The organism is Gordonia sp. GN26 (assembly GCF_054823965.1).
In genome coordinates this window covers 1-18,315 of sequence record NZ_JSYC01000038.1, presented here as the reverse complement: position 1 = coordinate 18,315, position 18,315 = coordinate 1, and the positions used below count along the sequence as shown (strand labels likewise).

The 18,315-nt window shown below is 68.9% G+C and carries 17 protein-coding genes; 7 read left to right on the top strand and 10 right to left on the bottom strand.

The annotated features are described in order from the left end of the window. From OK17_RS10505 to OK17_RS10490, 4 genes are read right to left on the bottom strand one after another with little or no spacing between them, the layout of a single operon-like run. Positions 1–1,236, bottom strand: coding sequence for an MFS transporter (locus OK17_RS10505; protein ID WP_232718679.1), 1,236 nt, complete (start codon positions 1,234–1,236; stop codon positions 1–3). After that, positions 1,233–2,327, bottom strand: coding sequence for a patatin-like phospholipase family protein (locus tag OK17_RS10500; protein ID WP_232718681.1), 1,095 nt, complete (start codon positions 2,325–2,327; stop codon positions 1,233–1,235). The genes OK17_RS10505 and OK17_RS10500 overlap by 4 nt, the downstream gene beginning before the upstream one ends. Before the next feature lie 50 nt (positions 2,328–2,377). Continuing rightward, entirely contained in the window at positions 2,378–2,824 is a 447-nt protein-coding gene (gene soxR, locus OK17_RS10495; RefSeq protein WP_232718682.1) for a redox-sensitive transcriptional activator SoxR, read from the bottom strand. A 25-nt stretch (positions 2,825–2,849) separates the two neighbouring features. Then, positions 2,850–3,713, bottom strand: a complete 864-nt coding sequence (locus tag OK17_RS10490; protein WP_232718683.1) for a universal stress protein — start codon at positions 3,711–3,713, stop codon at positions 2,850–2,852. A gap of 144 nt (positions 3,714–3,857) precedes the next feature. Between OK17_RS10490 and OK17_RS10485 the strand changes: the two genes are divergently transcribed. Next, positions 3,858–4,172 carry a hypothetical protein gene (locus OK17_RS10485; protein WP_232718684.1) on the top strand — a complete coding sequence of 105 codons (315 nt, stop codon included), beginning with the start codon at positions 3,858–3,860 and terminating at the stop codon, positions 4,170–4,172. A gap of 51 nt (positions 4,173–4,223) precedes the next feature. Next, positions 4,224–5,711, top strand: a complete 1,488-nt coding sequence (locus OK17_RS10480; protein ID WP_461417415.1) for a serine/threonine-protein kinase — start codon at positions 4,224–4,226, stop codon at positions 5,709–5,711. A gap of 13 nt (positions 5,712–5,724) precedes the next feature. On the opposite strand, the gene OK17_RS10475 is transcribed toward OK17_RS10480, so the two are convergent. Genes OK17_RS10475 through OK17_RS10455 form a run of 5 tightly spaced genes read right to left on the bottom strand, consistent with a single transcriptional unit; the run spans position 5,725 to position 12,130 of the window. Further along, positions 5,725–6,537, bottom strand: a complete 813-nt coding sequence (locus OK17_RS10475) for a protein kinase domain-containing protein (protein ID WP_232718689.1) — start codon at positions 6,535–6,537, stop codon at positions 5,725–5,727. A 1-nt stretch (position 6,538) separates the two neighbouring features. Continuing rightward, entirely contained in the window at positions 6,539–8,662 is a 2,124-nt protein-coding gene (locus tag OK17_RS10470) for a cation:proton antiporter (protein WP_461417414.1), read from the bottom strand. 17 nt (positions 8,663–8,679) lie between these two features. Continuing rightward, entirely contained in the window at positions 8,680–10,077 is a 1,398-nt protein-coding gene (locus OK17_RS10465; RefSeq protein ID WP_461417413.1) for an FHA domain-containing protein, read from the bottom strand. Next, the gene (locus OK17_RS10460) at positions 10,074–10,523 is read right to left on the bottom strand and encodes a hypothetical protein (RefSeq protein WP_232718697.1); all 450 of its coding nucleotides are present in this window, start codon (positions 10,521–10,523) and stop codon (positions 10,074–10,076) included. The genes OK17_RS10465 and OK17_RS10460 overlap by 4 nt, the downstream gene beginning before the upstream one ends. Beyond that, a complete protein-coding gene (locus OK17_RS10455; RefSeq protein WP_461417426.1) occupies positions 10,523–12,130 on the bottom strand; it encodes a hypothetical protein in 1,608 nt (535 codons plus the stop codon). The genes OK17_RS10460 and OK17_RS10455 overlap by 1 nt, the downstream gene beginning before the upstream one ends. Positions 12,131–12,524: 394 nt before the next feature. On the opposite strand from OK17_RS10455, the gene OK17_RS10450 reads away from it, so the two are divergent. From OK17_RS10450 to OK17_RS10430, 5 genes are all read left to right on the top strand, one after another. Further along, positions 12,525–13,568: an AurF N-oxygenase family protein gene (locus OK17_RS10450; protein WP_232718698.1), complete on the top strand. Its 1,044-nt coding sequence runs from the start codon at positions 12,525–12,527 to the stop codon at positions 13,566–13,568. 35 nt (positions 13,569–13,603) lie between these two features. Further along, positions 13,604–15,199: a 4Fe-4S binding protein gene (locus OK17_RS10445; protein ID WP_461417412.1), complete on the top strand. Its 1,596-nt coding sequence runs from the start codon at positions 13,604–13,606 to the stop codon at positions 15,197–15,199. Next, positions 15,120–15,593: a hypothetical protein gene (locus tag OK17_RS10440; protein WP_232718701.1), complete on the top strand. Its 474-nt coding sequence runs from the start codon at positions 15,120–15,122 to the stop codon at positions 15,591–15,593. The genes OK17_RS10445 and OK17_RS10440 overlap by 80 nt, the downstream gene beginning before the upstream one ends. Next, positions 15,590–16,543 (top strand): EamA family transporter, encoded by a 954-nt coding sequence (locus tag OK17_RS10435; RefSeq protein ID WP_232718702.1) that lies wholly within the window; start codon positions 15,590–15,592, stop codon positions 16,541–16,543. The genes OK17_RS10440 and OK17_RS10435 overlap by 4 nt, the downstream gene beginning before the upstream one ends. Before the next feature lie 155 nt (positions 16,544–16,698). Further along, positions 16,699–17,505, top strand: coding sequence for a maleylpyruvate isomerase N-terminal domain-containing protein (locus tag OK17_RS10430; RefSeq protein ID WP_232718704.1), 807 nt, complete (start codon positions 16,699–16,701; stop codon positions 17,503–17,505). A 36-nt stretch (positions 17,506–17,541) separates the two neighbouring features. Here OK17_RS10430 and OK17_RS10425 read toward each other — a convergent pair. Then, on the bottom strand, positions 17,542–18,315 hold a 774-nt coding region (locus OK17_RS10425), incomplete at its 5' end, for a helicase-related protein (RefSeq protein WP_461417411.1).

Sequence of the window (18,315 nt, the reverse complement as noted above, 5' to 3'; positions counted from 1 at the left end):
TCAACCGTAATTCGTTCCGTCCCGATCGGTCGCCTCATCGTGGGTGAACGTCGGGCCCTGACCGACGATCGCCGGCGCGGTCTCCCGGGCGAACAACCACGTGACCAGGGCGATCGACGCGACCACACCGGTCAGCACGAACGCCGGACCGAAGCCGACACGATCGGCCACGAACCCGACGATCACCGGCCCGGTCACCGCGCCGAGGTCGGAGGACATGCCGAATGCGGCGAGCGCCGACCCGCCCTGCTGGCGGTTGCCCAGGACGTCGGCCAGTGCGGCCTGATGGGTGGGCGCGAACAACCCGGACCCGACGCCGGCGAGCACCGACAATGCCAGGGCGGCGGGGACGTTGGGCGAGAAACCGAGCGCGATGGTGGCGACGACGGTGATCGTGAGGCCCGGCAGCATGATCGGCCGGCGACCGAACCGGTCGGACAGCCTGCCCGCGACGAGGATCGCGAGGACGTTGCCTGCCGCATAGACCGCCAGCACGATCCCGGCCATCCCCGCGCCCGCACCGAGCCCCTCGGTGATGAACAGCGGGACCACCGCGACACGCACGCCCATCGACGCCCAGCCCTGCGTGAAGTTCGACGCGAGGATGGCCCGGTAGGCGCTGTCCCGCAGGGCGGTCCGGAAACCGATGAGTCCGGCTGTCGGCCCCTCGGACTGGTCCGGGGCGATCACCTCGCGCAACTGGGTGGCCACGACCGCCGACGCCACCAGGAGGGCGACCGCGTACACGACGAACGGCACGCGCAGGCCGAAACCCACCAGCGCGGCACCGATGAGCGGTCCGGTGATGGAACCGATCAGGAACCCTGCGGAGAACAGGCCCGACACTCGACCGCGAATGTCGCTGGGCGCCATCCGGATCAGCAACGCCATCGCCGAGATGCTGAACATCGTCGACCCGATGCCGCCCAGACCGCGGAAGACCAGCAGCTGCCAATACGACTGTGCGAAAGCACAAGCCAGCGTGCTGGCTGCGACGATGAGCAGTCCGGTCAGGTAGATGCGTCGTTCGCCGAAGACCGACACGAGTCGTCCGCCCGCCGGTGCGAACAGCAGTCGCATGATCGCGAACGCGGACACCACCGCGGTGGCCGCGGTGAACGAGACGTTGAACGCGCGAGCGAAACTCGGCAGGGCAGGCGCGATGAAGCCGTAACCGAGTGCGATGACGACGTTGGCCGACAGCAGCACCCAGATGCCGCGAGGGATCTGCCTCATGGCAGCTCGGGCAGATCGTCGAGTGCCTTCGCGGTGAGTTCGCGGCCGAGATCGATCATCTCGGTGGCCTTGTGGAAGTCCATGGTGCGCACCGCACGACGCGGCACGCGGATCAGCACGTCGGGCGGATAGCCGGCGACCTGATAGCGGGTGAGCGCCTCCTGCATGATGTCGAGGGATCGGCTGAGCACCTCGACGCGACCCATCCGTTGGGGCTCGTCGGTGGTCTCCGGGGACACCGCGGCGGTGTCGACCACGACCGCACCCTCCTCGTCGGGGACGGCAGCCGGAGCGACCTGGTCGGCGCCGTCGGTGGCGGCCCCGGTGTTCACCTGCTCGGTGTTCACCTGCTCGATGTTCGCGGACTCGATGTTCGGGGACTCGGCGCTCGAGGACCCGGACCCCGCGAGCTCGCCGGTTTCCGATCCGAACCGGTCCCGCACCGAGCGCACGAACTCGTTGTCGAGGATGGGCGCGACATTGCGTCGGAGCAGGCCTTTCGCCTTCGGTTGCCGGCTGGCACCCGTCTCGGGCCCACCGTCGGAGCCAAGGATCACGCCGATCGTGACGTCGCTGGGGACGCCCGAGGTCGGCGCGACGGGCAGCGGGTCGAGGATGCCTCCGTCGGCGAGGAGTCGCCCCTTGTGCTCGTGCGGGCTGATGACCCCGGGGATCGCGATCGAGGCACGCAGGGCATCGGCGAGGTTGCCGCGCTGGAACCACACCGCACGTCCGGCGGACAGGTCGGTGGCGATGGCCGTGAACGGGATCGGCAGGTCCTCGATCACGGTGTCGCCGAGGATCTCCCGCACGCGGGTGAGGATGCGTTCGGCACCGATGACCCCCGGTTTGGTGAGAGAGACGTCGAGGAGCCGCACGACGTCGAGCTGCGACAGGCCCGAGATCCAGTCGACGTAGTCGTCGAGTTTGCCCGCGCAGTACAGGCCCCCGACCAGCGCACCCATGGATGATCCGGCGACGGTGACGATCTCGAATCCGCGTGCCTCGAGCTCGGCGATCACGCCGATGTGCGCGTACCCGCGAGCGCCGCCACTTCCCAGAGCCAGCGCCACGCGCGACGGTCGAGCCATGCCGCAACCCTACCGCCGGTGGTCTTCCCGCCGAGATCGCGGGACGCCGATCACTCGGTCATGAGGCGACGGGGGCCGGGACCGAGTTTGTTCAGTTCGTCTCCAGGATTGAGCAGGTGACATTCGCCGAGCGACAGGCACCCGCACCCGACGCACGATCCCATCATGTCGCGCATGTTCTCCAGCAGCGAGATGCGGTGATTGATGTCGTCCACCCAGCGTTTCGACGCCGCCTCCCACATCGACTTCGACGGGGATTCGTGATCGCCGAGTTCGGCGAGTACCTCGCCGATCACCGACAGCGGGATGCCCGCGACCTGCGAGGCCCGTATGAACGCGACCCGGCGCAGCATCGCCCGGTGGTAGCGCCGCTGGTTGCCGGCGGTCCGCCGGCTGAAGATCAGGCCCTGCTCCTCGTAGAAGCGAACCGCCGACGGCGCGATGCCCGCCCGCTGGGCGAGCTCCCCGACCGAGAGCTCGAGTCTCTTCAGCGTCATGCGTCGATGGTAGGCACCGCCCCGGTCAGTTGCGCACCACCAGAACCGGGCATTCGGCGTTGTGCATGACCTTCTGGCTGGTCGAGCCGAGCATCAGTCCGCGGAATCCGCCGCGTCCGCGGCTGCCCACGACGACGAGCTGGGCATCGGCGCCGGCCGTGTCGAGCAGCGCCTTCGCCGGCTCCTCGGGCAGCACGCGGCGTTCCACCCGGACGTCCGGGTAATCCTGCGCGTACCCGGCCAGCCGCTCGGCGAGCACCTCGACCGCGTCCTGGGTCATCCGCTCGACCTCGTCGGGCCCGATCCCGTACCCGTGCAGGGCGTCGGCGTCGAGCGGGGTCCAGGTGTGGACCGCGACCAGCGGGGCGTTGCGGAGCGACGCCTGCCGGAACGCCTCGGCGACGGCCACGTCGCTGATCGGCGAACCGTCCACGCCGACCACGACCGGCCCGGTGTCGGAGCCCTCCGCGGCGACGACGGCCACTCGCCCGTGTGCGTGGGCTGCCACGTTGATGCTCACCGAGCCGAGGAACAGGCCCTTCACGCTGCCCAGCCGGCGGGTGCCGACGACGATCATCGCGGCGTCCCTGCCCAGTTCGAGGAGCACGCGCGCCGCGTCACCGTCGACGATCGACGTCGTCACGCTGACGTTCGGTGCTGCTGCCTTGGCGACGTTGTTCGCGGCATGCACGGCATCCGAGGCGTCCTGCCGGATGGCGTCGACGACGTCCTGCGGGATGATCAGGCCGGGGGCGTAGTCGCTGGTGCTCGCGTCGTAGGCGCCGACGATCTTGAGATCGAGACCCTCCGCCGCCGCGGCCTTGGCCGCCCATCGCACCGCGCCGTTGGCCGCGTCCGAACCGTCCACGCCGACGAGTATCGCGTTCATGTCTGTCATCTCCTCTGGGCTCATCTCCTCTGGCCACGACCGCCTGGTGGAGGCCGGGTCCTCGACCTCCATCCTGCTCCCGGGAACTGTCGGCATCAATGAGCACTAAGTCCTTCACGCCCGGCATGTAACGTGGTGGTCACCATGACCTCCCCGACTCCGCAGAACTCCAACGACTTTCGTGCGATCGTAACCCACGTCGCCATCACCGTCGTCTTGGGACTCGGCCTTCTCCTCGTCGGACTCGGAGCGTCGGACTCGGTGCAGAACGTGCTCGTCATCGCCTCACCCGTCGTCGTACTGTTCGGCGCGATCGCGATGCTGGTGCGTGCCTACCGGGTCTGGAAATCCGGTGGACGGTGGCAGATGTGGCAGGGCGGGGCCTGGTTCCTGCTGGTGTTCTTCATCGTGATGCTGTTCAATTCCGCTCCCGTGCTGTTCGAGTCGAACACCGAATAGCGCCGCCGTAGGCCGGTAGAATCCGAGCTCTCACACCACAGGGAGCCAAGCGTGTCCTTCGACGTCACCCGCGGCGCTGCACCCGCCCACGGCTCGATCGTTCCGGGGTCGGCGGTCGCCGCGCATCGCATCGAGTGGATCCTCCGGGAATCCGAGGTCGGCACGACCTGTCGCGCGGTCCCGGTGGCGCCGACTCCCCCTTCCCCTGGTCGGCCGCCCCCTGACCCCGTCGTGCTCACCGTCGTCGAGCCCGCGCGTTCCGCGGATGCGCGGTTCCGCAGCTGGTTCGCCCACTCCAACGAATCGGCCTCGGACATCAGGCATCCCGCCATCGCGCGGATCGCCGGACACGGTCTCACCGACGGCCGGCTGTGGGTCGCCACGTCGCCGGTGCCCACCACCGACGCGGCCGAACTCCTCCGACGCCATCCCGACGGCATCGACATCGACCTGGCCGTGCGGATCGTGGCCGCGGTCGGGGAGGCACTCGATGCCGCCCATCGCCGACGGTTGGTGCACGGCGGCGTCACCACCGCCGACATCCTGATCACGACCGGCAGAGATCCCGCGTCCGACATCACCGCATCAGACATCACCGCCCCGGGTGCGGTCACGCTGCGCGGGTTCGGCCTGACGCCACCCGCGGACGGGGAGGACACCCCGCACCCCGACTCCGACGTGGCCGCTCTCGGGCGCACGCTCGTCGAACTCCTGACCGGGACCACATCGGTTGCCCGGCACCGTGTTTCCGGCGACGTCTCCCCCGCCTTCCATTCCGTCCTTGCAAGAGCTCTCGATCCGGACCCCGATCACCGGTATCGAACCTGCGCCGAATTCGTCCGGGCCGCCGACCTCGCCCTCCACCTCACCCACACCGAGGGGAAGCCACCGACCGAGAAGATCGACCCGGCACCGCGGGTCTTCCACCCCGTCGGAAGTCCCGATCGGCCGACCGAGATCGTCGCCGGCCGCCCCGGGCGTCGTCCCCATTGCGAGTTCCGTTCTGCCGGTACGGCTTCCGAATCTGCTGCCGCGCGACGACGCCGGGATCTCGCACCGGTCCTCGTGGCGCTCGTCGTGGTCGCGGTCTGTGTGGGTGCGGTGATCGTCCTCGGCGCGCGCAACGCGCCTCCGCCGTGGCCGTCGACGGTCGCACCGATCGCCGATGCCTTCCCACGACTGCTGCCCGACTCCCCCGACCAGGAGGGGTGGCGGGATGCGTCCTGCCGGGCCATGTTCCGCGACGGCCTCGACGCCATCTCCTGCTCCGACGCCGAGCAGGTCACCTACGTCTTCTGGCACACCTCCGCCCCCGGCGCACGGGACAGCGTCACCGCACCGCTCGAGGGTTACCCGGGTGACAGGATCCAGTGGCGGGACGGTCCCGCATCGTCGAGCCGCGACAGCCTCGCCGACGGTTGGGTGGTCACCAACTTCGTCGAGCCGGTGCGCGAGCCGTACACCGTGATCACCACATGGCCGGGCCATTCCGGCCGGCAGATCCTCGACGGCTGGTGGCGCACGGCTCCGCTCGGGTGACCGGCAACGATTCTCACCGACCCCGCAGGGCGTCGATCCGTTCGGCCACCTGCAGCGCGGTCGACGGCCGGGTCCCGGCCAGCGCCAGACAATTGGCAATCAGCGTGCGCTCGTCGCGATCGAGCTTCTCCGACAGCGCGGGTGGCGTCGACAGGGCGGCCCGGATCGCCAGCAGCGGCTGGGCGTCGGGCACCTCGCCGTACACCCCTTCGTCGGTGAGCGCACGATGCAGACATGCTCCGAGAGACCAGATGTCGGTCGCACGGGACGGCACGTCACCGGCCAGCAGCGCCGGGTCCATGTACTGAACGGCCCCGGGCTGGGCGAAGCTGGTGATCGGCTCGTCGGCCGCGAGCACCCGGGCGAGACCGAGATCGGAGATCTTGCCGCCCGTCTCGGTCACCATGATGCTCGACGGGGTGATGTTGGCATGGGCGATACCGGCCTCGTGCAGGGCGTCGACACCGCGCGCCGCGTCGGCGACCGCGGCCAGACGTTCGTCCCGGCTGAGCGGACGCGCAGGTGTGCCGAGCGATCCCATCGGGAAGAACTCCATCGCATACATGAACTGGCCCTGCAGCACCGCGTCGTACAGACCGGCCAGGTAAGGCGAGGCGACCGCGGCGAACGCCCGCAGTTCCCGGACGCCGCGACGGTAGGCGTCGTCGCTGCACACCCCGCTGAACACCTTGACCACCACGCGATCGGTCGCCAGGCCGAGGCGCGCGGGCGGCACGGCGAGATAGAACGTTCCGTTGCCGCCGACTCCGAGCTTCTGGAGCACGGTGAAATCCGCGAGCTGTCGCGGGATCTCGACTGTGGCCATGTCAGTGCCTCTCTGGTGATGACGTGGTGGAACCGCTGCCGGCGCTCGGCGTGGGGTCGGCCGATGCCGTCGCCTCGGCGTACAGCGTGGACATCCGGTCCCCCAGTGCTTCCTCGCTGGTCCCGGTGTTGTCGACGACGGTCACGGGAATGTCCGGACCACGCTCGTGGGTGGGGTCGTCGTCGGCGGCGGCGACGGTGAAGGCGGCGTTCTCGCCGCGGTGACGTTTCGGCTCGACGAGGGAGACCCGGACACCGCGATCGATCACGGGCCGCAGGTCGGCGAGCCAGCGCCGCCGTGAACCGGTGGACACGATGGTGAGGGAACGCGACCCGAACAACGCCAGTCCGGCACCCACCACGGCGGCGGTCCGACCACTGCGACTGTCCGCGACCATGCAGGTGATGACGCTACGGCCGGGTGCCGCACCGGCCGCGGCGTTCTCGTCGACGATCGCCACCGGCGCCGCGCGCAACATCTCGCCGAGGGCGCGGTCGGCGGCGTCGATGACGATCACGTCGGCGTTGGCGTTGCGGGCCATCGCGTCGAGGTCGGTGGCCGGGTCCGAGCCGAAGCGACAAAGAACCGACACCGACCCGGCTCCGGTCAGTGAGGCACCGAGCAGGTTCAGCTTCTCGACGGCCGACGCCATGGCCGCGAAATCGGGTACCACCGGCACGCCGACCTCGAGACGTCCGGCCGGGTTGTCCGTCGTGGTGAGCAGTCCGGCCAGCACGACGTCGTAACCGGTTGCGCAGTCCAGCAATCGACGGTGTCGTGCGCGCAGGTCCTCGACCGTGCCGTCGGGGTCGCGCAAGACCACCAGCACCCGCGGGGCGGTCGCCGCGGCCAGCGCCCGACGCTCGGCCGCGGCGATGTCGTTGGCCACCACCGTGTCCGGGTAGACGAGCCGCAGCAGGGGTTCGGTCAGCACCGTCGTCACCAGCGCCATCACCACGAGCATCGCGAAGAGGTCGTCACTGAGGACACCGAGATCGCGTCCTGCCGAGAGGATCACCAGCTCGGTGAGTCCGCGGGTGTTCATGAGCACGGCGATGGCCGCGCTCTGCCGTGTCGGGATCGCCGAGACCCTAGCGCCCGCATAGGCGCCGAGGAACTTGCCGGCGATCGCGACGACGAGCACCAGTCCCAGCTGCCAGAGCCCGGACAGTCCGATCCCCGCGAGATCGACGCTCAGGCCGGTCACGACGAAGAACATCGGCAGCAACAGCAGCACGCTGACCTGTTCGAGCCGCTCCAGGATCTCGCGGTGCAGCTGCTCGGCACCGACCCTGGGCATCACCGCGCCGAACATGAAGGCACCGAAGATCTGGTGGATGCCGATGACGTCGGTGGCAGCCGAGGACAGGAAAACGCCGATCAGGATGACCGCCAGGATGTCCGGGGTCAGGCGTCCTGCCGTGTCGCGCCACTCGACCAGCCTGGCCAGCAGCGGACGCACGATCCCGAACATGATGGCCGCGTAGACCAGTGTCATCCCGACGATCTTCGCGACCTCCAGCGGACTGCCACCCTCGATGATCGCGATGATGAACGCGAGCAGCGTCCAGGCCAGGATGTCGTCGACCGCGGCCGCGGCCAGGCTGAAAACGCCTGGGACGGTCCGCATCATCCCGCGGTCGGCGAGGATGCGCGCCAGCACGGGGAACGCGGTGATCGACATCGCGACGCCCATGAACAGGACCATGCCGAGCCGTTCGATCCCGACTCCGCCGACGGTGTCATGCGACGGGTACAGCAGAAGCCCCAGTGCCGCACCGAGTCCGAACGGCAGTGCGATCGAGCATGCGGAGATGCTCGCCGCCGCCCGCTCACGGCCGCGGGTCAGTCGCATGTCGAGTTCGAGCCCGACGATGAACATGAACAGCACGAGCCCGATCTGGGCGAGGCCACCGAGGAGTGGCCGTACCTCTTCGGGGAACAGCCACTGGTCGGGGTTTCCCGGGAGGAGTCCCAGAAGGCTCGGCCCCAATGCGATCCCGGCCGCGATCTCGCCGACGACCGCCGGTTGCCGCACCGCACGCGCGATCATCCCGCCGACGCGGGCGACCGCGATGATGACCGCGACATCCAGGAGGAGGAACGCGACCGTGTGCTTGTCCATCTCAGATCCCGGCCGTGTCAGATCCGCGCATGGTGCGACTCGAAGATGAAGTGGCGCCCTCCGATTCGCACATGCGACCCCGGGACCAGGACGTGCGGGCGGTGCGGGAGCAGGCGCACCTCCCGGTTCCCACTGCTCGGGTCGGCGACGAACGTGCCGTTCGCCGAGCCGAGGTCGACGAGCTGGACGGTCCACTCGACCAACCGGATCTCGACGTGGCGGCGTGAGAGCTGTCCGGTCTCGTCCTGCACGCGAATCGGTTTCGGCGAACCCGCCCGCCCACCGCCGGACGATCCTGGTTCGCGCCCGATGACCAGGTCCTCGTCGAGCAGGAAGGTGAAGCCGTTGTCGAGCAGCAGCCAGCCCAGCGGCGGCCGCTCCCCTTCCACCAGGAAGGTCGTGAGCTGATCCATCCGGATGCCGCAGACGCCGCACAGCCAGGACTGCGGGTGGTTGAGATGTCCGCGCGAGCAGCGGATTCCGTGCACCTTCGCCCGCAATGCCTCGACCTTCACGACCTCGGTCGCGGGACGCTGGTGCTCCTCCTTGGGCAGCGGGGCGCGCGGTTCGAGTGGTTCGGCCAACGGTTTCGGTCGGGCAACGGGTGCGGCCGGCATCGGATCCGTCGGGAGAGGCTCGCCCGGGTCCGGTTGCCCCACCGACGTCCCTCCGAGCGGCGTCGACGTGAACGGCAGGGGTTCGGCGACGTCCGGTCGCATCCGCTCGGTCGTCCCCGTCGGATCGGGTTCGCCGGCAGCGGGTTCGGGCGGGGCAGGTGGTGTCGACCGGGACGGGAAGTCGGCAAACGGATCCGCCGCTGCGGGCTCTGGTTTCCGCTCCGGCCCCAGCTCGGGTTCGGGCTCGGGTTCGGGCGCCGGGGTCTGCGTCGACGCGGGCAGCGGATGGAATTCGGTGCCGCGCAATCCGAGCGGGGTGTGCAGCAACGTCCCCGCGGCGGGCACGACACCGTCGACCAGGTCGAAACGTTCCTCGCCGACCTCTGCCGGGACGGTGCCCTCGAGGTACAGACCGAGTCCCTCGAACGGCCACGGGATGGCCTTGTCGTAGGAGTCGCCGGGGGGCGGCCCGATCCGCTTCCCGTCGGTCTCGCCGTAGACTCGCCCCGACATGAAGATCGCGATCCCCACGTTGTCGGGTGCGGCGAAGGCGATGTCGATCTGCTCGTCGGCGGTGAGCACGAGTTGTGCCAGCGCGCGGACGAGGTGGCGGCCCCGCCGGGGTGCCGAATCCGGGACGGACACCGCGGATTCGATGTCGAGCAGGTCGGTGATGAACGCCGCGGGCACGGTGTCGGAGATCAGGCAGAGGAACGCCGGTTTGCGGATCACAATCCCTGCACCAGGGATCAACGTCACCGTCGGGGTCACGCTCGGGATGTCACCCGGGATGGTCACAGGAACCGGCCTCCTCGGAATCGCCAGTGCGGGAAGATCACTCGCAACGGGCCGTTGACCGCGACCCACACCAGCAGCCAGGTGGTGAGGAACTGGACGGTGAACACGAACGGCGACGGGCGCAGCTCTGCCGGCAACAGACCCGTTTTGTCGACGACGATCCACACCACGATGCCCTCGTTGATCGCGGTGAGCAGACCGAACAGGGTGGGCCAGTCCTTCTCCCAGCGGAACTGCTGCAGGAAGTGGTAGACGAACTCCCAGGCGACGCCGAGCACGATGACGGTGAACAACACCGTGAATGCGACGCGGTAGACCTCGAAGACGGTGGGGTCACCCGACGAGATCAGCCACAGGAACGGGACCAGCACGACGGTCCACGCCCCGCCGAGGATGCCGAGCACCAGCACGCGGGTCTGGATCCGTCCCCACAGGGTGGGCAGCATCAGTCGACTCCCTTGTTGTTCATCCACCGCCACCACTGGGCGGTCGAACGCCACGGGGTGAGTCGCTTGCAGAAGCCCTGCCGCGCGAGGTCGTCGACGATCTCGAGAGCGGCGATCTGCAGACCGAGAAAGGTGTCGACACCCGGGAAGTACCCGCCGAGGGTCGCACTGCCCGATGCGTACAGCTTCCCGTCGCCGTTGCGGGTGCCCTTCAGCTCGAAGTCGCGTTCGACATCCATCCGGCCGACCGGGTTGATCCCCGCCCCGGTGTGGTCGAGAAGATCACGCAGCAACCGGTGTTCGCGCACGTCGGCTTCGAGTCCAGTGCAGTCGATGACGTAGTCGGCGTACAACTCGAAGGTGCCGTCCGGCCGGTGCTCCTGCCGGATCGGAGCATGGGGGTCGACGCGAACCGTCGTCACCACGCCCTGGCCGCCCGGTCCGGGCACCAGACTCTCGGCTTTGCCGACCGCCGCCCGGTACCACCCTTCGCGGCGTCCGCGCGCGAGCTGTTCCTGCCAGTCGTCGCGGACCGGGGTGTTGGTGCCGCCCATCTGCCTGTACGCCTCGGCGCGGTCGTGACCCTCGAGTTTGCGCATGCGCGCCTTGAGCTGGCCGCCCCACACCGATTTCGGATAGTTGAAGCCCTGGTAGGCCCAACCGTCTCTGCCCTTGCGCCGCATGAAGATGTGCGGGCCGTGCGGTTTGTCGTAATACGTGCGGAACAGGTGCACGATCTGCGTCTGCAGGCCGAGCGCATCCCGGTCGTCGATGAGGCGTTGCAGCACACGCGATGCCACGATGCCGGCACCGCGGATCAGGACGGTACCCGGCTTGCGTTGCAGCGACTGGTAGACGTGTTCGTGGGATTCGTAGGCGTTGACGACCTTACTGGCGTCGCGATAGGTCTCGCGGAACGCCTGCAGGTCCGGCAACAGTTTGATCCCCGGGTACCCGATGGCCACGTGCACCCAGCGACTGCGGAACGCCACCCGCTTGGTCGGCGAACTGCCTTGTGGCGGTGTGAGGATCGTGAAGTAGCCGCCGCCCGCGCGGCGTCGGATCATGCGGACCTGCCCACGGTGCAGGCACTTCGGGTAGCCGATGCGATGGCACTCCTTCTCCATCGACTCGAACGCCTGTCCCGCCTTCGGGGTGTAGTAGTTCGCGAAGATCGGCTCCACCAGGACGTTCCACAGCGGCTTGATCTTCTTGTCGGCCCACGCCTCGCGGACGGCATATGACGGGAACCCCCAGATGTTGTCGGGGGTCGAGGCCGAATCCGACCGGAGTCGTTCGCCGCGCGGGATCTGCGACACCCGGGTCAGGTACTCGTAGCTGTGCCACGGCACGTCCTGCGGCCCGAGGACCGCGATCTGCTCGAGCGGGACACCACAGATCCGCAGATAGTCGACGGTGATGAAGGAGCCGATCCCCGAGCCGACGGTGACGAACGGGACGTCAACGATCGGGATGCCCGCCGCCTCCACCATCGCCTCGGTCCAGACGTCGGTGTCGACGAGTTGCGGCGTGAGGTCACCGCGGCCGCCGGGGCCGGGTCGTGCGGCGGGGTGTGCGGCGGGACGTGGCGGGAACTGTCCGGGCACACGCGGCGGGAACGGTCCCGGGGCGGGGATTCGCGTCGGTCCCTGAGGGGGTCGGCTCACCGGTGTCCCCGGACCGATGCGCGCGCACCGGGGTTGCTCGGCGCGTACGGGGCACGACGGGACATCGCTTCCTCCGATGAGGTCGGGTGGCACGGGACGGTGTGGTAACTCTAACGCGCGGAGTGGCCCGGAACAGGGTGAAACCAGCCGATCGAATTACGCCCGTCTCGGCAGGTCAGCGGATGAACCGGGCACGATCGGACGCAGCCCGCGCAGGCGTCTCGGCCACGGAACGTGACATTGACTGTTGACAAATAACGGAGCGTCGAAATACGTTCGAGTCATCCGCTGTGGCAGCCCTCACGCAGCCCGGCCCACCTCGAAGGACGCGACGATGACCAAAGCATTGACGAATCCGAACTCCCTGCACACCGCCGGCGACAGCCCCGCCCGCTACGTTCCCGAACACGACAAAACGGGCGGCGAGCAGGACTACGGGCAGGTACTCGACGACCTGTCCTCGGCCTCGGTTCACCGGAATTTCGATCCCTACGTGGACATCGACTGGGATGCGCCGCACATGGCGATCACGGAGAACGATCCGCGATGGATCCTGTCCTACGAGGTCGACCCGATCGGCCGCCATCCCTGGTACCAGCAGCTCCCGGAGACCAAGCAGATCGAGATCGGCATGTGGCGCCAGGCCAACGTCGCCAAGGTCGGCCTGCAGTTCGAGTCCGTGCTGATCCGCGGCCTGATGCAATACAGCTTCAAACTCCCCAACGGCGCACGCGAATTCCGGTACACCACGCACGAATCCAAGGAGGAGTGCAACCACACCCTGATGTTCCAGGAGTTCGTGAACCGCGTCGGCATGGACGTTCCCGGCGCGAAGGTCGGGTACCGCCTGATCTCGCCGTTCGTCCCACTGGTCTCGACGGTGTTCCCGATCGTCTTCTTCTTCGGCGTGCTCGGCGGTGAAGAGCCGATCGACCACATCCAGAAGGACTTCCTGCGAACCCGCGCCCGCCTGCACCCGACGATGGCCGCGGTCATGCAGCTCCACGTCGCCGAAGAGGCGAGGCACATCTCGTTCGCCCACCACTTCATCCGCGAGCAGGTCCCGCAGCGCAACCGTTTCCAGCGTTTCCTGCTGTCGCTCATGCTGCCGCTGACCATGCGCACCCTGTGCAGCGCGATCGTGGTGCCGCCGCGTTCCTTCGCCAAGGAGTTCGACGTCCCGCGCGAGGTCATGAAGGACATCTTCTGGCGGTCCGAGGAGTCGAAGCGCTTCCTGCGCAACGTCTTCGGCGACGTCCGGATGCTCGCCGACCAGAGCGGGCTGATGAACCCCGTGTCGCGTCTGCTGTGGCGTGCGCTCGGAATCAGCGGCCGCCCTTCGCGTTTCCGCAGCGAGCCGACCTACACGGCCGCCTGATCCCTCCTCTCACCCACAGGTAGCGAACCGACCCCATGCCTCACGTCGTCACCCAGGCGTGCTGCGGCGACGCGTCGTGCGTTTACGCATGCCCCGTCAACTGCATCCACCCCACTCCGGAAGAGCCGGATTTCGGCATCGCCGAGATGCTCTACATCGACCCGGCGACCTGCGTCGACTGTGGCGCATGCGTCAGCGCGTGCCCCGTCGGCGCCATCGTCCCCGGTCACCGCCTGCCCGAGGGGCAGGAGCGATTCGCCGAGGTCAACGCCTCGCAGTACCGCGAAACCGTCGATGGTGCAGCGCGTTTCCCGGTGGACCCCGCGCGCCGGCTCCCGCTCGCCCCGATCGACCGTCCGCGTCAGCTCGCGGTCGACGAGAAGGTGTCGGTCGGCATCGTCGGGTCGGGTCCGTCGGCGATGTACGCCGCCGACGAACTGCTGCGGCACCCCCAGGTCTCGGTGACGATGTACGAGCGTCTCGATCGGCCCTTCGGCCTCGCACGCTTCGGCGTCGCCCCGGACCACCTGCACACCCGCAAGGTGATGCGCTTGTTCGACGACATCGCACGCAACCCGAACCTGGAGATCCTCCTCGACACCGAAGTGGGACGCGACATCACGCTCGACGACCTGCGGTCCCGCCACCAGGGTGTCATCTGGGCCGGCGGCGCCCCCACCGACAAGACGCTGGACCTGCCGGGGATCGGTCAGGAAGGTGTCACGTCTGCCACGTCGTTCGTCGGTTGGTACAACGGCCATCCGGACTTCACCGACCTCGAGGTCGACCTGTCCACCGACCGCGTGGTGATCATCGGTAACGGCAACGTCGCACTCGACGTCGCACGCATCCTCGTCGCCGACCCGGCGACACTCGCCGACACGTCCATCTCACCGGCCGCGCTGGCCGTGCTGCAGGACTCGTCGGTGCGCGAGGTGGTCGTGCTGGGACGACGCGGACCCGCCCACGCCGCGTTCACCCTGCCCGAGCTGATCGGGCTCGTGGATTCGGGCGTCTCGGTGACCGTGGATCCCGACGATCTCGAATCCGCCCACGTGGACGGCGAACTCGACGCCACCATTCGCGCCAAGCTCGACATCCTGGCAGAATGCGCCGCCACCGAACCGCAGGGTCGTCGAATCCGGTTGGCGTTCTTCGGGTCCCCGCTCGAGGTGACCGGTGGCGAGGGACGCGCGACCGGCGTCGTCGTGGGCCGCAACCGCCTGACGGTCGACGATGCGGATGTCGTGACCGGGATCGAACCCACCGGTGAGACCACCACCGTCGACGCCGGACTCGTGCTGACCTCGGTCGGCTACCGCGGGGTCGCCGTGCCCGGTCTGCCGTTCGACGACGCGACCGGAGTCATCCCGCACCGCGCCGGCCGGGTCATGGACGGTGGGCAACCGGTGCCGGGCGTCTACGTGACCGGGTGGATCAAGCGCGGACCGTCGGGCTTCATCGGGACCAACAAGACCGACTCCGCGGAGACCGTGGCGTCGTTGCTCACCGATCTCGAGACCGGTGCACTCTCCGATAGATTGATCGACCATGGGGCCCGCATACCAGCGCACCACCGTGCGCGCCGATTTGTCCGCTCTGCCGGCCGACGTCGCGGCGGCGTTGCGTGACCACGCCGACTCGCGGCAACTGACCGTCACCGACGACCTTCCCGCCTGGAGCACCCGGAGCATCAACCCGCCCGCTACCTCCGCGATCGGCAGAGTGCTCGGCCGGCGCGCGAACCCCGTCGACCCCGACTCCGAGAACCAGACGCTCGTCGTCCTGCATCCGACGCACCTCGTCATCGTCAACTCGGGGGCGAAGCGCGGGATCTCGGCGCTGTCGGTGCCGCTGGGTATTGCCTCGATCGAGACGCCGGAATCCCCGGACGGATTCGCGGTGGTCGGCTTCGCCGGCGAGAGCGGCCGTCCGGGCAGCTACTACCTGGGCGTCGGGGAACCTCACGGCGAGGAGTGCCGAGAAGCGGTACGTGCGGCGATCGTGGCCGCGAAGAATCCGTGAGCGGCCCTGTCCAGACCCGTGGTCACCGACCGTCCGTCGGTATCGCACTGGCGCTGATCTCGTCGGCCTGCTTCGCCATCTCCGGGGTCCTGGCCCGGGCGATGATCGAGTCCGGGTGGTCGGCGGGAGCGACCGTGACCGTGCGCATCGCGGTGGGTGCTGCCGTACTCGCGGTTCCCGGGTTGCTCGCCTTCCGAGACCGACAGCCCCTGCTGCCACCGCCGGTGCCCCCACAATCCCCCGCCCGATCCTGGTGGGTGCTGATCGCCTACGGACTACTGGCCGTCGCGGGATGCCAGCTGGCCTACTTCTATGCCGTGACCTACCTGCAGGTCGGCGTGGCTCTGCTGATCGAGTACACCGCACCGGTCGCGGTCCTGGTGTGGATGTGGCTGCGGCACGCCCAGCGACCCACCCGCGTCACCGTGTTCGGGGCCGCTCTCGCGATCGCGGGCCTCGCCCTGGTCCTCGACCTGACGGGAGAGGTCTCGATCAGCGTCGTGGGCGTTCTGTGGGCTCTGGCCGCGATGGTGGGTGCTGCTGCCTACTTCGTGATCTCCGCCGACGAACGAACCGGTCTGCCGCCCCTCGCGCTCGCGGCCGGCGGTCTCGTGATCGGCGCGATCACGCTCGCCGCGGCCGGAGTCATCGGAGCGCTGCCGATGACCGCGTCGACCTCGGCGGTCCGTATCGGCGACCTCTCGCTGCCCTGGTGGGCTCCTCTGCTGATGCTGGGTGTCGTGTCAGCCGCGATGGCGTACGCCTTCGGCATCGCGGCCGGCCGGATACTCGGCGCCCGGGTGATGTCGTTCGTCGCCCTGTCCGAGGTGTTGTTCGCGGTGCTGTTCGCCTGGCTCGCCCTCGACGAGCTCCCGGCGCCGATACAGCTTCTCGGTGGCCTGCTGATCGTCGCCGGTGTCGTGTTCGTCCGATTGGGCGAGGCACCCTGAACCTGGGCTCAAGACCTGGGACCAGCGCGGCTCGACTTCGGATGTCGTTGTGCGCGTTCCCTATCGGCACCGGAACCCGGCCGGCTCCAAAGTATGTGTCGCACGTCGCATTACGCACGAGTAGTCTTGCGCCCCATGTGGGGGAGGAACCACGCGTGACGGGGATGTTCTCGAGGTTTGACTACACCGACGCCGCGCTGACCACCGGGGAACGCTTTCTGGAACTCGTCGAGGGGGTCGACGAGCCGGAGACGCGTGTGCCGGATACACCGGGATGGACGCTGGTCGACTGCCTGGGGCACGTTGCCCTGGCACCGACTCGGTTTCTCGAGCTCGCGCGCGGCGAGGGGGAATGGTGTCGCCAGGCGATCGACGTCCCGGACTTCAACGCGAAGCAGATCGCAAACCTGCCGACCCGTGAGGTGTCGGTTCTCGCCCGCCAGCTGCGAGACGACCTCGACACATTGGTCGACGCCGTCTCACACTTCAACGCGCAGGTCCCCAAGATGCGGTTCGACGGTGACCGGCTGATCCGCGCCGACGCCGCGCTGGGCATCCTCATCGGCGAGTTCGTGGTGCACGGCTTCGACGTCGCGCGAGCGGTCGGCGCCCGCTGGCGGGTCGAGCCCGAGGTGGTGCTGATGATCGTCCGCGGGCGACAGCAGATCCTGCCCAGCTGGGTGGACACGACGATGGCGGCAGGACACCGGGCCACCTATGACATCCGGCTACGCGGATGTTCGGAACGCTACGTCTACGAATTCACCGACGGCGAGCTGGTCATCAACCCCGACGAGCCCCGACGCCCCGATGTCCACATCAGCGTCGACCCGACAGCCGCACTGCTGACCGGCTACGGTCGGCTCTCCCCCACCTGGGCTGCACTGACCGGAAGAGCCTTCGCATGGGGAAGCAAGCCGTGGCTTGCGCCACGGCTTGCTTCGAAGTTCCTACCCGCCTAGTCCAGCGGGCTTGATTCAGTTGTGTAGGGCGTTGGTTCAGCGGTTGGTCGGCGAACCGGCCGGACGGCGGGAGGAACGGCGTCCGCCCTGTGCGCGTCCACCGGCACGATGCTGATCGCCGGTACGGGGCTGACCCGCCGAGCGACCCTGCCCTGCCGAACGCGACTGGCCCGCCGAACGGGACTGGCCGGCCGAGCGATCGTCGGTGGAACGCTGCCCCCCGGAGCGCGACTCTCCGCCCTGACCGCGTGCGCCGCCACGGCTCTCGCCGCGAGCGGCACCGTTGCCACGTCCTTCACCGCGAGCGCGGCCCGGGCGTCCGCCGCCGCGACGGCCACCCTGCGAACGGCCACCCTGCGAGCGACCGCCCTGCGAACCATCGCGCCGGCCGCCACGAGCGGCCTCGGCGGCCGCACGCTCGGCAGCGGAGACGCGGGGTGCGCGCTCGCCGACGAGCTCGTCGACGGCGTCGGCCTTGGCGTCGACCTGCTTCGGGGTGACCTTGATCTTGGCCTTGCGCAGTAGCTGCGAGACCTCACGGCGCTGCTCGGGAAGGCACACGGTGACGACGTCACCGGAGCTGCCGGCACGCGCGGTGCGGCCCGAGCGGTGCAGGTAAGCCTTGTGCTCGGCGGGCGGATCGACGTGGACGACCAGCTCGATGGCGTCGACGTGCACACCGCGCGCGGCGACGTCGGTGGCGACGAGGACGCGGACGTCTCCCTCACCGAAGGCGGCGAGGTTGCGGTCGCGCTGGGCCTGGCTCAGGTTGCCGTGCAGGTCGACCGCCGGGATGCCCTGCTCGGTCAG